The organism is Streptomyces pristinaespiralis, assembly GCF_001278075.1.
GTDB classification, from domain to species: Bacteria; Actinomycetota; Actinomycetes; order Streptomycetales; family Streptomycetaceae; genus Streptomyces; species Streptomyces pristinaespiralis.
Window position 1 is genome coordinate 13,618 of sequence record NZ_CP011340.1, and the last position, 16,703, is coordinate 30,320.

Consider the following 16,703-nt stretch of genomic DNA (forward strand, 5'->3'; position numbering starts at 1 on the left):
AACCTGCCAGGTGTTCCCGGGCCAGCTGGATCTTGCGCACACGATCTCCCCTTGGGTTTCCGTTCCGTCCTGGTACGTCAGGGAGGTTAGGGTGACCGCGACGCGCACCACGGGGGGGGTGCCAAGTGAGCAGGGCACGCTGGAGGTGAGCATGGGGCTGCGCCCGACACACCTTGGCTACGCTTACCAGGACCTGCTCACCGCGCTGCGGCTGGTGGACCTGGCGGTGGGACGTGCGAATTCCCTGCTGGTCGACACGAAGATGTTCACCGGGGACCGATTCGATGACATCACGTGCGAGTGGGGCACCGGCAGCCGCGAGCGGCTGCAGATCAAGCACACGGATCATGACCGCGCGTTGTCGCTGGAGAGTTTCACGAAGGACAAGCGAGGCCTACGCCTGGATCTGCTCTTCTCCTCCATGGACCACGACTTCACCTCGGATCCGGGTGCCTCGCACCGCCTCGTGGTGCGCGACACGGAGCCGGAGGATCCCGAGCTGACCCGGGTGCTGCGCCCGGTCCACGCGAGCACCGATCCCGGGCCTGCGCTGCACGGCTTGAGCAGCAAACGGTTCCGTTTCGACGCCGCTGCGCTGCGTGCACACGCTCCGTGGAAGGAGATGCTCGCCCAGGTCAGTGATGACCTGCTCAACCGCGCCTGCGCATCCCTGGTCGTCGACACGGATCTTCCGGCGTGTTCGCTCAACATTCGCGAGCCCGGGCCAGCCGAGGCGGCCTTGCTGCACCGCATCACCGAAGAACTCGGTGCCGGACGGCCGCCGAACCGGCACCGCACGCCCGAGGAGGTGGCGCTGGCCCTGATCGAGGCGGCCAAAGCGGCGCGCAGCCGGGCGGGGACCGTGATGGTCGAGGACCTGCTTCCTCGTCTGAGTCTGGAAGTCGACTTCGGAGCGGTCCGTGAGGGGCACCCCGTGGACCGTGCCACCGAGGTGAGACGTCCTACGGTGCTCACGGGCGTGGTCGCGGCCGTGAGGGACGCTGCTCAGCAGGGGGGTGTCGTGGTGGTCACCGGTGCTCCCGGCATCGGCAAGTCGTGGTTGTGCGAGCAGCTCGGGGATGCGCTGCGGGAGACCTGGCTGGCGGTGAGGCATCACTGCTGGCTCGGCGCTGCGGACATCGACCGTGAGCAGCGTGTGCTGACTGAGGTCGTGATCGGCAGCCTGCTGAAGCAGCTGGGTACGGCCGTTCCGGAGGCGCTGGCGCAGGTCAGGCCGCGCTACGCGGCCACGCCGGAGACGCTCACGGCCGCGGTCACTGCCGCGCGCGGCCTGGCACCGGACCGGCCGATCGCGCTGATCGTGGACGGTATCGACCATGTCAGCCGGGTTCTTGGATCCACCACCGGCAGCGCCTTTCGTCCGCGGGTGGACCCGGCGGCCTCTCTGGTCGCGGACCTCTCCGCCCTGGAACTGCCGCCCGGTGTCGTGCTCGTCCTGGCCAGTCAGCCCGGCCCTCACCTCGAGGCCGTCGACGCCGGTGCCTCCCGTCTCACCGTTGCCCCGCTCAACCGCGCCGAACTGCATGCTCTGGCGGACCGCCTGGGCGTGTTGACGGCCCTGGAGCCCTCCTCTGCCGGTGAGGGGCTCGATCCCGCTGCGCGGGCGGAGGCCGCGGTCGCACTGATCGAGGAGCGCTCTCGGGGCAACGCCCTGTACGCCACGTATTTGTGCCGGCAGGCCGTTGGTCCTGCCCCGGGCCTGGGAGCGGCGCCGGCGCCGGATGGTGCTGGCGATCCTCTGGAGAGATTGCGGACGGTGCCGTCGTCGGCGCACGACCTCGACGACTACTACGCCTATCTGCTGGCCGGTCTGACCCCCGGGCAGCGTTCTGCTGTCAGCATGCTCGCGGTCTGCGACTTCGCTGTGAGTGCGTCGGAGCTCGAGGAAATTTTCCCGCTGCCCGGAATGCAACTCGGTGCCGCGCTGAACAGCGTGGCACCGATCGTCGCGCAGCAGCCGGGCATCGGCGGACTGAAGATCCATCATGAGAGCTTCAGCCGCTTCATCCGCCGGGCCGACGGCGACGACAGGTGGGTCGATCAGGTCCGGTCCCAGGCCGCCGACTGGTTGTCCCAGCGGGGCTTCTTCACCGATCCCCGCGCGTTCCGGCACCTGCCCGAACTGCTGGCCGCTCTGGGGCGCGATGACGAACTCGCTCTGCTGATCGAACCCGATTTCCTCTCCCGCGCGATTGCCGGGCTGCAGCCTCCTCAGGCCATCGTCCACACTCTGACCGTTGCCGCGCGGCGTGCGGCGGTCCGCAACGACTGGCCCACACTGGTGCGCTGCGTCGAACTGAGCCGGGCGCGGGCGACGTTTGAGGACGAAGGCCTGCCGGGTTCCCTGGTGCCGTATGCGGATGTGCTGGTGGCGCTGGTGGGAGCCGACCGCGTGGCGGCAAGCCTGATGTACGAGGGTGTGACCACGATGGCGGCGCGGTGGGGCCTGCAGCTGTGTGCGGCGGTCGACCGGGCCGGCTGTGCCGCCCCGTGGGAGGCGTACCTGACGGCCTGGGACGAGGCACGCAAGGAGCGTGTCCACTACGGTTCCGAGAGCGATGAGTCGGTGTTCCTGGCGGAGTTGCGCGGACGGATCCGGTTGCCGGCCCGGGCTGCTGACGATGTCGAGCTCGGGCAGGTCCCGCGTACGCTCGCGCAGCGGGTGGCCCGGTTCCTCGGCCAGGAGGCTCTGACGTCGCCTGAGGATGCGCTGGGTGTGCTGTTGGACTGTCTGGGTCCAGACCCGTTGCTCGAGAGCGCGGAGCTCATCGAGCAGCCCGACCGGCGCGCGGCCCTTTTGCTGCACCTTGCGGACGCCCATGGCACGGCGGGCGGCGCGCTGCCGTCTGCCCGCGCGCTGGCCACCGCGGCCTGGGCCAGCGGGCCGTGCGACCCGCGGCGCCTGCTCCGCCATGGCGTGGCAGTGTCGGACCTTGCCGAGGAGATCTTTTCCGGGGACATCGCCGCGGTTCTCGCGGAAGCAGCACAGGATGTACTGACGGACCGTGCCAGCGGCCTGTCCGGCCCGGTGAACAGGTGGCTGACACTGCTGGCCGTGGCCCATGCTGCCGATCCGCAGGCGCCCGCCCGACTGCTTCCCCTCCTGGAGGGCGATGGCTTCTACCGTGCCTGGCTGCGCTTCACCCTTGCCACCGTAGGCCTGCACCGCGACGTCGAGGCGGGCATCCTCACAGCCGAAACCGCGTCCGTGACCGTGCGTGTGGCGCTCGAACAACTGGCCCAGCATGCACACGCGTTCACGGGCAGCCCCCGGGCTTGCGATCTTGCGGACATCCACCGGCAGGTGCGACAGGTGTTGCACGACGCCGTCGCCCTGCTGCGTGGCGATGATGTCGCTGTGGGCATCGCCTTCCTGCAAGCCGTCAGCGAGGGCACCACCACCTCTCTCATGGGCATGGCCGGAACCGGCCCGCTGATCACCACGGAGCTGGTGTCCCTGCTCGCCGGGAGCGTCGGCCAGGCAGGGGCCGACATCGTGCACGAGCTCATGCGCACGCTGCGCGGAGCGCAAGCCGAGCGCCGTGCTCTGTATGCGGAGGACGCCGACTTCGAGCTTGAGATGGCCCGCGTAAGTCTCGCCTGCGACGACCCGCACGAAGCGCAGCGGTGCTGGGAGCGTGCCGCCCGCTACGTGGGGGCCTATGGCGGCCACAAGGACATCACCATCGAGGAGCTGCTGGATCCGCTGCCTCAGCTCCTGCAGGCCGATCCCGTCCAGGCGCAGGTGCGTCTGGCGCATACGCAGCCTCTTGTTTATCTCGTCGCGGACTGCACCGACGGGCGGGGCACGGCGGGAACGCCGCAGGAGTGGTGGCGTTCCCTTGCGCGCCTGGATCCGCGCGGTGCCGCGCAGTTGGGCGCCCAGGTGCTGCTGGCCGAGCCCGGGCTGCCCGATGGCCGGGTGGGCGCGGCCCACCGGCAGCTGCTGGCCACGCAGGCTGACACGGCCGACCCCGTCGTCCTGGCCGCGCTCCGCATCGCCGCTGGCCCCGATGGCCGCAGCATCCAGCAGGACGTTGCTCTGCTCACCAGGCTAGCTGACCTGCCCGGCGACGACGCGGCCCGCGCATCGCGTCTCCTGCCAGTGCTGGCCAATGCAATCACCTCCACCTACGACGACCAGACACTGATCGCCGCATCGCAGGCTGCCGGGGACGAGCCCACTTCTGCGCTGCGCACAGCAGCACAGCGTTGTGGCGGTGAGGGCGGCTCGCCCTGGGCGCCCCGCCCCGTGCCCGACAACACCTCACGTGACTGGTTCGGCCCCGAGAAGCGCCCCACCGCAGACGCGTACCTGCACGCCCAGCAGCGCCCGACGCTGCCAGAAGGTGCTGCCGGCGCGCTTGCTGCGGTCCGTGACCGCAGCAGCAAGGCATACGATGCCCCCTCGGGCCCACGCTGGTCGAGGGACGCGCTGGCCAATGCGGTCGGGTGGCGGCTCTTGGAGATCATCGACGGTCAGGGAGCAGACGCAGCCGCCCAGTTCCTGCACCGGATCGCCGACGAGATGAACGCCTCCAACCCTCTTGAGCTACTGGCCGACCTCGCCATGGGTCTCCGCTTGCGCCAGGACAGCGATCCTGGTGTCTACGGCCCACTCGCCGCCACGGCGGGCATGCTCGCCTACACCAAGATGCGAGGCGGCGGCGGATGGCGTTCCTTCGGCGGCAATGACCGGCTGGATCTGTGGCAGCAGGCGCACTCCGCGGACCCGGCCACCGCAGCCCGCAACCTCGCAGACCAGGTGGCCCACGCCGTCGCCGAGGCGTCCTACAGCCGCACTATCGGTGTCAGCCTGGCCCTGGTCTCGGCGTTCGCTGTTCAGCCCCCGCTCGCTTCACCCCCGGCTGTCAGCGCTTTCGCCTGCTGGGATGCGGCGTATGGCGTCATCGCCCACCGTCTGCCGGGCCGTGCCCGTCTCGGTCAGGGTGCCTACCACCCGGTGCCGGAACAGGCGACCCAGCACGACATCGACACCGCACTGTGCGAACTTGCGTTGGCCACGATTGCCCTGCCTGAACGCGGCGACAAGCGCCGCGCCCTGATCACAGCGACGGTTCTGCTGGCCAGCCGTTCCGGCCAGGCGCAGGCAGCCCTGGCGCGCGTCCTCTCCTTCGACCTCGGAGCTGGCCCCCTGACCTGGCTCCTGACCGTCCTACAAGGACACCTGCCCGACGGACCTCTGGATGCCGCCCTTCTCGCACAGCTCGTCACGCTGTGCGGCAGTGACGTGCTGTCCGTCCGTGCGGATGCGTCCGCCATCCTGGCCCGCGCTGGCCACCAGGCGCCCGCCCCCACGGCAACGGCAGCCCATCCGACACTCGCACGCGCCATCGCCGCCGCCCTCTCCCCCAGCGAGGACAGCGCATGAACAACCCTCGGGAGTTCGCAACCCACCTCGTCGACCACTACCTGGGCGACCGCCTCAACGCCGCCGGCAGTCCGGCCGGGCTCCGCGAGACCGTCATCGATCTCATGATCGATGCTCTTCCCGACGTCGAGACGCTCATGAGCATGCAGCTGGACCTTCTGACCAATGGACGCCGCAGCCAGCTTCCCGACGCCTATCTCGCCGACCAGGCCGCCGCCGAAGACAGCCTGCAACGCGCTGCCGCCGGCCTGCGTGCCGCGCTTGCCCAAGCGGGACATCTCGGCAACGCCCAGAACTTCGAACGCGGCGCGGCCGCGCGACTGCGCGATGACCCCCGCGCGGCCCTGCGTGCCGAACTCGCCCGCATTCCCCGCCCTCTGACTCGTCCCGAGACCCTGGCGTGGTCGCTTGATCCAGCACCGTGGTTCAGTGAGAGCCATCAAGCGGACAAGCCCTGGCCGCCTTCCGGCTTCGCTTCGGTCGCGGGCCTGCGGTCCCTGCCGGGAAACGCCATGGCCTTTGCTCGCGTGGATGAAGGTCCACACGAGGGATGGGTGCAGATCGGCTTGTTCGAGCGGCAGCGCACTCCTGCACGCCAATACCCGGATCAGCCCGCCCGCCAACTGCAGATCGCCGTCGGCCTGGAGGCCCTCGACAACGACCCGCCGCCCGGCACACTACCCGCCTCCCAGGCCCCCTGGCAGCTGTGGACCAGCCCGTGGCGGCGCCTGGGACTCGGCCTTACAACCGAGTCAGCAGCCGAGCACATCAGTGCCGCAGACCAGGCCTTGACGGCCCTTACTGACGCTGGAGCCTCTGGCCTGATCGACACGCCTCGCCCTCGCACCCTGAGCGGCCTCGGCCTGCCCCTCTACGTACTCGCACCCGCAGCCAGCGTCGTGGCCGCACTCGGCCTTGAACCCACAGAGGGAATCTGCGGGTTCAGCCTCAGCGACGCCACCGGTGAGGCACTGATCTGCCGCCAGTGGCACGGCCACCTCGTCCACGACGGAAACTACGAACCACTCCTGCCCGCGGTCGCGGGAGCTGATCTACTCATCCGGCCCGACCTGTTCGCCCGGCTGCACGACACGATCGGCGCCGCGCGCTGCCGAGCCGGCGTCAACGTCCACCACAAGTCAGCCGACGACACCCTCGACGACGAGGACTGAGGGCACCCCAGCGACGACGCCCCCATCAACCCACCTTCATGTGGCAGGCGTGCGGCGACCTCCTCATCCGCGCCGGTGACGGGGCTGTGCCTGGGCGGAGATGGTGTGCTGGGTCAGGCGGGCGAGGACTGCGTGGTTGGCCTCCCAGCCGTCGGCGACCTTGGAGGCGGCTCCGGGGTGTGCGGGGTCGTTGGAGGGGTGGGCGTCGAGGAGTTCGGCGATGCCGGCGCGGGCCACGATGATGCAGGCGTGGCGGTGTCGTGAGGTGAGGACGCACAGGCGGCCGGCTTCCAGATGGAAGGCGGAGGCGTCGCCGCGGCCGGAGAGGGGGTGCAGGACGATGGTGACGCGGAATTCGCAGCCTTGGAGTCGGTTGGCGGTGTCGACGGTGACGCCGTGGAGTGGGGGGTACTGGCGGGCCAGGAGCGCACGGATGTGGTGGGTCTGGCTGCGATGGGCGGTGCCGATAGCGATGTCCCCCGGCTGCAGGACGTGGCCTTCGGGGTTTTCCTCGCAGGTGGTGGTGGCGCGCCGGGCCAGCAGCCGCTCGGCGATGTCGAGGACGGCCTGGAAGGCTTCGATGTCGTGCTGGCCGGTGATGCGGGCTGGTAGTTCGAACAGTGCCCATCCGGTTCGGGCGGCGTGTTCGATGACCTCGTCAGTGGGGGTACGCATGCCGCGGATGGAGAACGTGAGGGTGCGGTCGGCTTCACGGCTTCCGGCGTGGAAGGGCGTGAAGGGGTAGAAGGCGTCACTGATCAGGGGGACGGCTGAGGGTGGCAGGCGCCAGGACACGGGCAGAAAGTGGACGGGCAGGTCAGGGTTGTTGGCCAGCAGGACGGCGACCGCGCTGTTCATGGGGTCATGGGGCAGGCCGTGGAAGCGGTCGGTTTCGACCGCGGAGAAGGGGTCGAGTTGGCCAGGATCTCCGACGAAGAGGGCCCGGTCAAAGAAGCCGGCGGTCCACAAAAGCATGTCGGAACGCATCTGGTAGGCCTCGTCGATGATCGCCCACGGCCATCGGCGGTCGGTGACCGTGGCCCACTTCATGGCGGTTCCCACGATGACGTCGGCCGTCGTCTCGAGGGCTTCGATGCGGGTACCGATCCGGATGCCGGGATGTGCCTGCAGATCATGCGGGACCGAGTGTTCCGTTGCGGTGAGCCGTGCGGTGCGCAGATGCGGGTGGTGCCGGGCGAATCGCCGCACGAGTTGGTCGACCTGGCTGTTGGTCTGGGCGATGACGGGGCAGGGGGCGCTGGACTGCGCGAGGGCGTCGGCGGCTCGGGCGACCAGGGTGGATTTGCCGGCGCCGGGCGGGGAGTGCACGACGATTCCGCGGTGGGTGAGCGTGGGCAGCTGCTCCAGGATGGCTCGGGCGGCCGTGTCCATCTGCTGCTGCGGCGAGGGCTGGTGGGGAGGTGTCACTGTTCTTCCTCGCCGTCGCCCTCGCCCGTGTCCTCGTCGCTGTCGTCCGGATGGTCGGCAGGAGGCCCGCCATGGGTCCAGGGGGTCTGTTCTCGTGAGGGAAATTCCGGCATCCGGTAGGAATCCGGTGCGATGGTGAACACGAGGAAGGCACCGTCTTCGGGCAGGATGTCGTAGGTGGGACGGTCGGCGTGGCCCATGCCTGCGGTGATCTCGAGTTCGACGAGAGTGTCGCCGTCGGCGGGAGTGATCTCGCAGATCTTGTAGCCGGCCTTGCGGTAGGCGTGGCAGGCCAGGAGCCGGCCGGGTTCCATGCGCAGAGGGTCGGAGGTGGACACGGTGAACCGGGGCCGCCACTGTGGCCGTCCGGTGGGCCCGCGCAGGGTGTGCTTCGAGTCGATCGCAGTGACGGTGCCGCCGAAGGCTTCGCCGGTGGTGCGCAGTTCGGCTCGTGCGAAGGGGTCGTCGGCGGTGCGTTCGGCGGCGAAGGCGGCTGCTGCGTGTTCCATGTGGGCCAGGCGGACGGCGGCGGCGACGGCTTGGTCGCGGGCCGGCCGGGGGCGTCCGTCCTGGGCCAGGTGCAGGCATTCGTCGGTGAAGGCGGTGCGTTCGTGGTCCCAGCGGCGTGCGGTGCTCTTGGCTTCGGGGAGGGCCTGCAGGAGTGCGTAGGCCTGCCACATGAGGTCCCAGGTGGGCTGCAGATAGGTGGCCAGCAGGCGGTCGAGTTCTTGCAGGATGCGGGTCTGCTCCTGGGCCAGGGCTTGTCGCCGGGCGCGGGCGTAGGCGTCGAACAGGGGCGCCAGGTGGTCGTTGTCGAAGGCGGCGTCGGTGGCTGGTCCCGCCGGGCGGTGGGTGGCCGGGTCTTCTGCTGCCAGTGCGGCGTCGCGTCCGGAGGCGGTGTGGCGGGGCGGGTCGATCCAGGCCAGCAGGCTGGCCAGGTCCTCGTCCTCGAGGGGGCTTTGGCCGCTGATCCAGTGCATGGAGAGGAAGCTGGTCATGGGGATGAGGGCGGCTGATCCGGCCAGGTCGGCGCGGTCGGTGAGATAGGTGAGCCAGTGGCCCAGGCGCTGGACAGCCCGGGAGCCGGGAGCCTGGTCATCGGCGGTACGGAACCGCAGGTCGGCTCCGAGGTCTTTCAGGTGCTGCACAGTCTGGGGGTTGGGGACGAGGATCTGGGGGGCGTCGGTGTAGCGGCGTCGGGCCGGCTTGCTGGAGGTGGCGGGCAGGTGTTCGCTGTGCCGCTGGCAGGCGTCGATGTAGGCGGTGACGGCGTCTGCCAGGGAAGCGAGCATGGGAGTGGTGCTGCCTGAGGGCGGGGTGAGCAGGAGTTGGGGGCGGCGGGGGTCGGTGCCCAGCATGACGGCCAGCGGTCGTGCGGCGGGTCCGGTCTGTTTCAGTGCCAGCAGCATCAGTGGCTGGTCGCTGAGGTGGAGGTGGCGCAGTTGGCTGGCGCGTTGGGCGTTGCCGGTGTGGGCGGCGCGCATGCGCAGGAGTGAGGTGAGGCGGATCATGCGGTGTCCGTCTGGAGGTCTGCGTGGATGCGCTGTGCCTGGCGCAGGGCCTGGGTGAGGTCTTTCTGGCTCCGTGAGGGGTGCAGGTGCCCGTCGGTGAGAGCCAGGGCCGTAGCGATGGTGTCGATTCCCGCGAGGTCGTCGCGGACTGCGGTGCCCAGGGCGGCGGTCTTGCCCTGGTTGCGGGCTTCGGTGCGGCAGTGGAAGGCCAGGTCGCAGTGGTGGCGGCAGCCGGGGGTGTAGTTGGGCCGCACGGTGGCGAGCGCGGCAACGAGTTCACCGCGGGGCCGGGTCGGTTTCTGGTCGGGGCCGGGCGCCAGGTCGAAGGTGGTGTCGGGGGGAACTTTGCCCAGCAGTTCGGGCAGGCGCCGCAGTCTGTCGAGGTGGCGGCTCAGGTTCTTGATCTGCTTGTGGGCGCTGAAGGGCGTGGCGGTGGGGTGGCGTGTGAAGTTGCGCGGGTTGACCAGGACCACGGTGTCGGAGACGCGCTCTGGTGGGAGACCGTCCTCGGCGAGGAGTTCCCGCAGGGCCAGGACGTAGGCGGCGGCCTGGGTCAGCGCTGCGGTGGCCTTGAGGGGGTCGAGCTGTCCGTGGATGACGGGGAAGGATTTGATCTCTACGACATAGAAGACGCCCTCGCGCTGGAAGGCGATGACGTCGGGTTCGAGGTAGGCCTGGTGGCCGGCGACGGTCAGACGCAGTACGGGGTGGTCGAGCAGGGTGCGGGGGTCCGGCCTGCCGTGTGCTGCTCTGCGGATGCGGGAGCGGGTGTGGATGCGGCGCAGCCGCAGAGGGGACTTGTCGTCATCGCTGCCGACGCTGTTGACGTCCTCGTAGGACACCTCCGGCACGCTCAGGCCCAGGGCTTGGCGGAGCAGCGGTACCAGGGGGGCTCCGGCCTGGGCGGTGACCTTGCGTTCGAAAGCGAGGCCGTAGTCGAGGGCGAGCTGGGATTTTCTCAGCAGCCGCGGGAGGCCCAGATGGGCGGCGAGGGCGTCTTTGTCGATACCGGCTGCATCCAGCAGGGAGCGGCGCTCGCAGCTCGGATTGGCGGTCAAGGCTGCCAGGGTGCGTGCATTGTGCGGGATGGGCGCAGCGGTTCCGCGTAATACGCCCAGTCGTTCGTCGAGCGAGCTCACTGTTTTCCTTGGCGGGACAGGGCACAGCCGTGCTGGTTGCAGAGGCGGGTTTACGAAGTACGGTGCAGGCGGGCGGTGTTGCGCAGGATGTTGCCGAAGATCTGCTGCGCGTCGCCGAGTTGCTGACGTGCGCGCTGGGCCGCTTCGGCGCGGGTGTCGGCGTCGTCGTCGGCGTGGATCTCCAGTTCCGCTGCGGCGGCCCGGCGCAGCGCGTCCAGGTCGAGCGGGCCCCGGGGGGCGTCGCCGTGGATGTTGCGGCTGTAGTGCAGCAGCAGCTGCTGGACGGGCTGTGGCATCCCGGCCTCGCCGGCGAGGTGTTCGGCGGCGTCCGCGAGCCGTAGGGCCGAGGTGAGGAAGTGGACGCGCTGGGTGAGCGGTCCCACCAGGCGCTGCTCCAGTGACCAGGTGCTCAGGGCGAGCAGCGCGCGGGCTGGTGAGAGCAGGTCGGAGGTCAGCGCGGGGCAGATGTAGTAGGCGCGGCCGTAGGGGGCGGAGCGGAAGGAGCGTTCCTCGTCGCGGCGCAGGGTGGTCATGCGTGCCGTGTTCAGCGGGGTGGAGAAGAAAGCCTGGTGGACCTGGCTGAGCAGTTTGGGCGAGGCGGGGACGGTGAGCAGGGCGAGCGCCTGGTGGACCTGGTCGCGTACGGGCACGTCCTGGTTGGGCTCGACGACTGCCAGCGCGGGCTCAGGCCGGACCCCTGGCTGCACCTCCGGCTGGGCCGTGTCCGGGACCTCAGTGATCCCGCACAGAACGTTCCACGCGTGTCGAGTGCGTGTCAGCTCCTCGCCCAGGGAGTTCACTTGGGCGGTGTCGTGTCGTGTGAGCGCCTGCCGGAGCGCCTCTTGCAGCTGCTGCATGCGCTTCTCGAGTGCGACCAGATGCTCATCCATGCCCGCATGCTAGCAGCCCCCCGTATATACCAGTTTCATTCCAGGAAAAAGTAAAGACCGATACCTGGTGGATCTGGTCGCGCACAGGCGCGACCAGATGGGGCTCGGCGACCGCAGGCATGGTCGCCGGCTGGGCCATGTCCGGGCCGCACTGAGCCCGCACAGAACGTTCCAGGTGAGTCGACTGCGTGTCAAATCACGCTTGGAAGGCGTACTTGGAAAGTAGCGTGTTGCGCGAGTGCCCGCCCGACCGCCTCCTGACAGCTGCTGCATGCGCTCCTCGAGAGCGGTCATGCGTTCGTCCGTGCCCGGAGGCCAGCAGTCACTCGGGACTCCCAGTTTTACTCCAGGGAATTTGGTGTACAGTCCCGGGCTCATAAGGCACCACCGGTGCCCTCCTACGCCTCGCTTCCCAGAAGGGCGCACGAAGGCATGAGACTGCTCCACACTTCCGACTGGCATTTAGGCCACATCTTTCACGGGCACGCCCGCGAAGAGGACTTCGACGCCGTCCTGGCCGAGATCGTGGCCATCGCCCAGGAAAGCCAGCCGGATCTGATCGTCCACAGCGGCGATCTGTTCCACCACTCCCGTCCCACCATCCGGGCCATGTCGCGCGCCATGGACACCCTGATCGAACTCGCCGCCATCGCCCCCACCGTGGTCCTGGCCGGCAACCACGACTCCCCCGCATACTTCAAGTTCTTCGGCTCCATGAACGGTCCCTTGCGGGGCCGGGGCCTGTTCTTCGCCGACCGGTTCCGCCCCGCGGACGACGGCGGTGTCCTCACCTTCGACGCCTGCGGCGGTGAGCAGCAAATCCGCCTGGCCGTCCTGCCGTTCGTGCATCCGAACCACTTCTGGCAGCATTCCGCGACCGGCACGTCGTACGCCGACTACGCCGAGGGGATGCGCGGGCTACAGGCGCAGCTGATGAGGGCCATGCACGAGGGGTACGACCCCGACCGGGACATCCTGCTGTTCGCGGCCCACGTGTACGTCACCGGCGCCCAAGGCTCCCGGGGCGGACGGGCCGTGGACGACCGCTTCGAAACCGGCCCCGAGAATCTTCCGGAGGTTTCCTACGCCGCTCTCGGGCACATCCATCGCCCGCAACCGGTTCGGGGCGCCAAGTGCATCGCCCGCTACGCGGGAAGTCCGCTCGCCATGGACTTCGGCGAAGCCGACGAATCCAAAAGCGTCGTGATCGTCGACGCCGACCCCGGACGACCGGTAAGGGCGTTGCCCCGCCGGCTCTCCAGTGGCCGACGGCTGGCCCACTTCCCCGGGACTCTGGAGGAGTTGAAGGCCGCGGCCGCCCAGTACGACGGGACCTTCCTCAAAGCGGTAATCGCCGGCGAAGAGCCCGATGGGCTCCTCAGCCAGAAGATCGCCGAGATCGTCCCGAACGCGATCCTCGTCAACCCCGTACCGGCACGGGAGGCGGCCGCCGAGGCTGTCATGGACGGGGATCCCGGCGAGGAGCCGGAGCTCCCCGACGCCTTCCGCGCCTACCTGGCATCCGAGGGACTGAGCGGCGCTGCCGCGGAGTCCACCGTCACCGCATTCACCCACCTGCTCAACGAGCTCGACGACGAGACGCTGCCTCCGGTCCTGGCCGAGGAAATGCTCCGCGCTGCGCTGGAAAACACCTGGACGGAGGCGTCGTGAAGCCGAGCCGGCTCATCGTCAGCGGAATGCGCAGCTACCCCGGCACCTGCACCATCGACTTCGCCGGGAAGCGCCGGTTCGCCATCCTGGGCCGTACCGGCGCCGGCAAGTCCACTCTCCTTGAGGGGTTCACCTTCGGCCTGTACGGGGCGAGCTCGTGGTCGAGCAAACCCGAGGAAGCCTACGAGCTGATCAGCACCGGCAGCCCCAGCATGCACGTGACGTTCGAGTTCTCCGTGAACGGCCGCCCGTGGCGGGTGCGGCGCACGCTGTATGCAAACCGCAGGAAGCCGCAGGCTGTTCTGGAGTCCATGGCCGAAGGCGGCGCCGACCTGCGGGTCGACAACATGCGCGCGGTGACAGATGCCGTCACCCAGCTCATCGGTCTGGACTGGAAGGGCTTCGTCAGTACGGTCCTGCTGCCCCAGGGGAAGTTCGACAACCTGCTCAAGGCGAACAGAGGCGACCGCGCCGACATCCTGCGGCACGTCTTCGGCATCAACGAACTGGAACGTGTCCGCAAGCACGCCGGCGTTCGACTGGAGAGCTTGAGCGCGGGCATCCTCGACGCCAGGAGTGCCCGGGCGGACCTCCTGCGAGATCCCCATGCCGTCGCCACACAGGCGGCGCTGGATGTGGAGCGTACGCGTGGCATCGCGGAAAGCCGACGCGAGCGGCTGGCCGCTCTGCGCGCGGCACAAGGGCGGGCCGTCGCACACAAGCACCGCAAGGCCGCTCTGGACAAGGCGGCACGGCTGCTGCGTGAGCGCAGCGTCCCGGATGCGGCTGTCACCCTGGCCACGCTGGCCAAGGCGAAGACGGAGCTCGATGCCGAAGCCGCAGCGCAGGAAGCGGCCGGACGCGATCTGAGTCTGAAGCTGGACGCGGCGCAGGCCGCCCTGGAGGCGGCCACGCAGGCCGGTGACACGGTCCGGTCCCTGTCCGGTGCGGTGACTGTGCTGTCCGGCCTGCCGGGCCGTGCAGCCGGGTTGGACACCCTGATGCAGCGGCTTGAACAGGAGCAGCTGCAGCACGGCGAACATGAGCAGGAGCACACGCAAGCACAGCAGGAGCTGGCCGAGCACGAGCAGCGCCTGGCGGTTCTCGTCGAGGAAGCCGACCTGGCACAGCATGCCGTCACCCAGGCCCGCGCGCACACCGACCAGATCCAGGAGGCCGTCCGGGGCCCGCTGCAGGAAGCCACCGCTGCGGCGGCACATCTGCAGTCGGCCAACACGGCGCTCGAGACAGTCGAGGAGCAGCGCGGCCGCGTCGACAAGCTGGAAGCTGAGCTGCGTCAGCTGCGCGGGGCACGGGAAGAAGCCGAGGAGGCGCTTGCTGCGGTGGAGCGCGGCGAAGCCGCCCACACGGCGGGTTCCGCTCTGGCGCCAGGGGACGCCTGCCCGGTCTGCGTCCGGCCCCTCCCGACCGACTTCACTCCCCCCTCCCCGCTGGACGGCAAGGCGCTTGACAAAGCCAGAGGTCAGCTCACCAAATCCTCGAAAGCCGTGAACACAGCGGTAACCGCCGCGGCGGAGGCAACAGCCCAGCTGAACGCGACCGGGCAAGGGGCCCAGAAGCACCAGCGCGCGCATCTGGCCGCCCTCGAGCGCATGGACACTTCACTGCTTCAGCTGCAGGAGCTGGTGGACACGATGCGGCCGAACGTCGTGCCGGGCGTGGCCACGACTCTGGACACGCTGAGCCAGCAGACGGCCGCGCAGGCGCGTGCCCTCGCGGGCAGCGACCCCAAAAACCGGGCCCAGATCACCCGTGCGGTCAAGACACTCGTCCAGCCGCTGCGCGATACGGAAGCAGAAACGCTCGCGGCCCACACGAGCGCCCAGGCAGAGCTGGCGACCGCGCAGGCCGAGAAGGAGTCGGCTCGGGCCGACCTCAAACGCCAGCGCGGCCGCTTGCAGCGCGAACGCAAACGGCTGGAGAAGACCCAGCTGCAGTACGAGAGCGACCTGCAGACACTGCTGAGCGAGGTCACCGAGCTCCCGGCCTCGATACGACCCGCGCAGGACACACCGCAGGACCTCCCCTCCCCGAAGGACATCGCCTCAGCGCTGGAGACAGCCGGTCAGCGCCTCGCACAGCTCGAACAGACAGCACAGGCACGCGACGAAGCACAGCAGGCCCTCACCGAGCACACCGAGCACCGCCAGGCCCTGGACGGACGCCGCCGGCGCAAGGTTGAGACTCCCACCCGCAATCTCATCAAAAAGCTGGAGCGTTGGGCGGACGCCGCCACCGACGCCGAAAGTCTCCTTGACAGCGAGGCGCCCAAAGAACTGCCTCCTGCCCCGGACGGATCCGACCTGGCCTTCGTCGACGCCTACTACCAGGCCCTCGCCTCCCTGAGCCAGCAACTGGCGGGCACACTGAAACAATCCGGGCAGCGAGCCACGGACGCAATCCACGCGTTCGAGAAGGACCTCACCCTCCAAGCCGGGGCCGCCGCCGACGAAACCGACCATGACCCGGGCTTCCCGGTGCCGGAGAAGAGCGACCTGCTGGCACCCGCCCTTCTCGACCCGCTCAGCCGCAAGACGAGCGACGCGGAAGCAGCGCACGACAAAGCCAAGTCCGACCTGCGTACCGCGCAGTCCCAAATCCCCTACGCCGAGGCACTGGACGCTGCCATCACCGCCGCGGATGAACAGGCCGCAGTGTGGAGGAGAGTGAGGGACCAGCTCACCGACACGAAGTTCCTCACCTATCTCACAGACCAGCGCACCCATGCGCTGCTCCGCTACGGGAGCAGGATCCTCCAGCAGATCTCCACCGGGCTCTATGGGTTCACCGAGGACTTCAAGATCGTGGAGTCCGCTACGAATCTCACGCGCGGCCGAGAAACCCTCTCCGGCGGGGAGAAATTCCAGACCTCCCTCGCGCTGGCACTGGCATTCGTGGAACTTCACAACCGCAGCAACAGCAAGCTGGAGAGCCTGTTTTTGGACGAAGGGTTCGGCTCGCTGGACTCCGACCGCCTGGAGGCCACCCTTCCCGTCCTGAGCAACGCTGCAATCCAGGACAAGACCCTCGCGGTCATCAGCCACCTGTATCCGGTAGCCGACGCCGTCGAAGACGTGCTGTTCGTCGAAAAGACCGCCCAGGGCTCCACAGCCACCTGGCTCACGGCGCAAGAACGCGCCACGATCATCCGCGACGGGATCCGGCGCATGCTGGAACACGCCTGAGCAACACCGGGCCGGCCAGCAGTGGCGCCAAGGAGCCCGTCCGCCCCAGGGCAGCACCTTGGGACACCGGTAGCTCTCCTCCCTTCCTGCGCCCGACCAATCCCGTACGTCCTCCCGGCGCATGCAGGCGCCCCAGGAAGCCCTGCGGCCGGCGCTGACAAGCATTCAGCTCAGCGCCGACCGCGGCCTTCCACCCCAGGTGCCGCAACAAGACTGGCCAGCGCCGGGGCGCCCCCGATGCCCCGGCATAAGCCTGCCCCTTGAAGCAGCCTG

General features: G+C 69.1%; 8 protein-coding genes. 4 read left to right on the forward strand and 4 right to left on the reverse strand.

Features of this window, described 5'->3' with window-relative positions; translation table 11 throughout:
- Window positions 1-91 precede the first annotated feature (91 nt).
- On the forward strand, window positions 92-5,413 hold the full coding sequence (locus tag SPRI_RS00055) for an ATP-binding protein (protein ID WP_050791664.1): 5,322 nt from the start codon (window positions 92-94) through the stop codon (window positions 5,411-5,413).
- The gene (locus tag SPRI_RS00060) at window positions 5,410-6,585 is read left to right on the forward strand and encodes a hypothetical protein (protein ID WP_005322243.1); all 1,176 of its coding nucleotides are present in this window, start codon (window positions 5,410-5,412) and stop codon (window positions 6,583-6,585) included. The genes SPRI_RS00055 and SPRI_RS00060 overlap by 4 nt, the downstream gene beginning before the upstream one ends.
- 63 nt (window positions 6,586-6,648) lie before the next feature.
- Here the strand turns inward: SPRI_RS00060 and SPRI_RS00065 are convergent, their stop codons facing one another.
- The 4 genes from SPRI_RS00065 to SPRI_RS00080 form a co-directional block, all read right to left on the reverse strand.
- A complete protein-coding gene (locus SPRI_RS00065; protein ID WP_005322240.1) occupies window positions 6,649-8,013 on the reverse strand; it encodes an AAA domain-containing protein in 1,365 nt (454 codons plus the stop codon).
- On the reverse strand, window positions 8,010-9,524 hold the full coding sequence (locus SPRI_RS00070) for a hypothetical protein (RefSeq protein WP_005322239.1): 1,515 nt from the start codon (window positions 9,522-9,524) through the stop codon (window positions 8,010-8,012). The genes SPRI_RS00065 and SPRI_RS00070 overlap by 4 nt, the downstream gene beginning before the upstream one ends.
- Window positions 9,521-10,582: a hypothetical protein gene (locus tag SPRI_RS00075; RefSeq protein WP_199782736.1), complete on the reverse strand. Its 1,062-nt coding sequence runs from the start codon at window positions 10,580-10,582 to the stop codon at window positions 9,521-9,523. The genes SPRI_RS00070 and SPRI_RS00075 overlap by 4 nt, the downstream gene beginning before the upstream one ends.
- A gap of 131 nt (window positions 10,583-10,713) precedes the next feature.
- Window positions 10,714-11,553 (reverse strand): hypothetical protein, encoded by an 840-nt coding sequence (locus tag SPRI_RS00080; protein ID WP_005322237.1) that lies wholly within the window; start codon window positions 11,551-11,553, stop codon window positions 10,714-10,716.
- A gap of 432 nt (window positions 11,554-11,985) precedes the next feature.
- Here SPRI_RS00080 and SPRI_RS00085 point away from each other — a divergent pair, with 432 nt between their 5' ends.
- Window positions 11,986-13,224 (forward strand): metallophosphoesterase family protein, encoded by a 1,239-nt coding sequence (locus SPRI_RS00085; protein WP_005322236.1) that lies wholly within the window; start codon window positions 11,986-11,988, stop codon window positions 13,222-13,224.
- Complete coding sequence (locus SPRI_RS00090) at window positions 13,221-16,430, forward strand: AAA family ATPase (RefSeq protein WP_037775700.1); 3,210 nt, start codon at window positions 13,221-13,223, stop codon at window positions 16,428-16,430. The genes SPRI_RS00085 and SPRI_RS00090 overlap by 4 nt, the downstream gene beginning before the upstream one ends.
- Window positions 16,431-16,703: the final 273 nt, after the last annotated feature.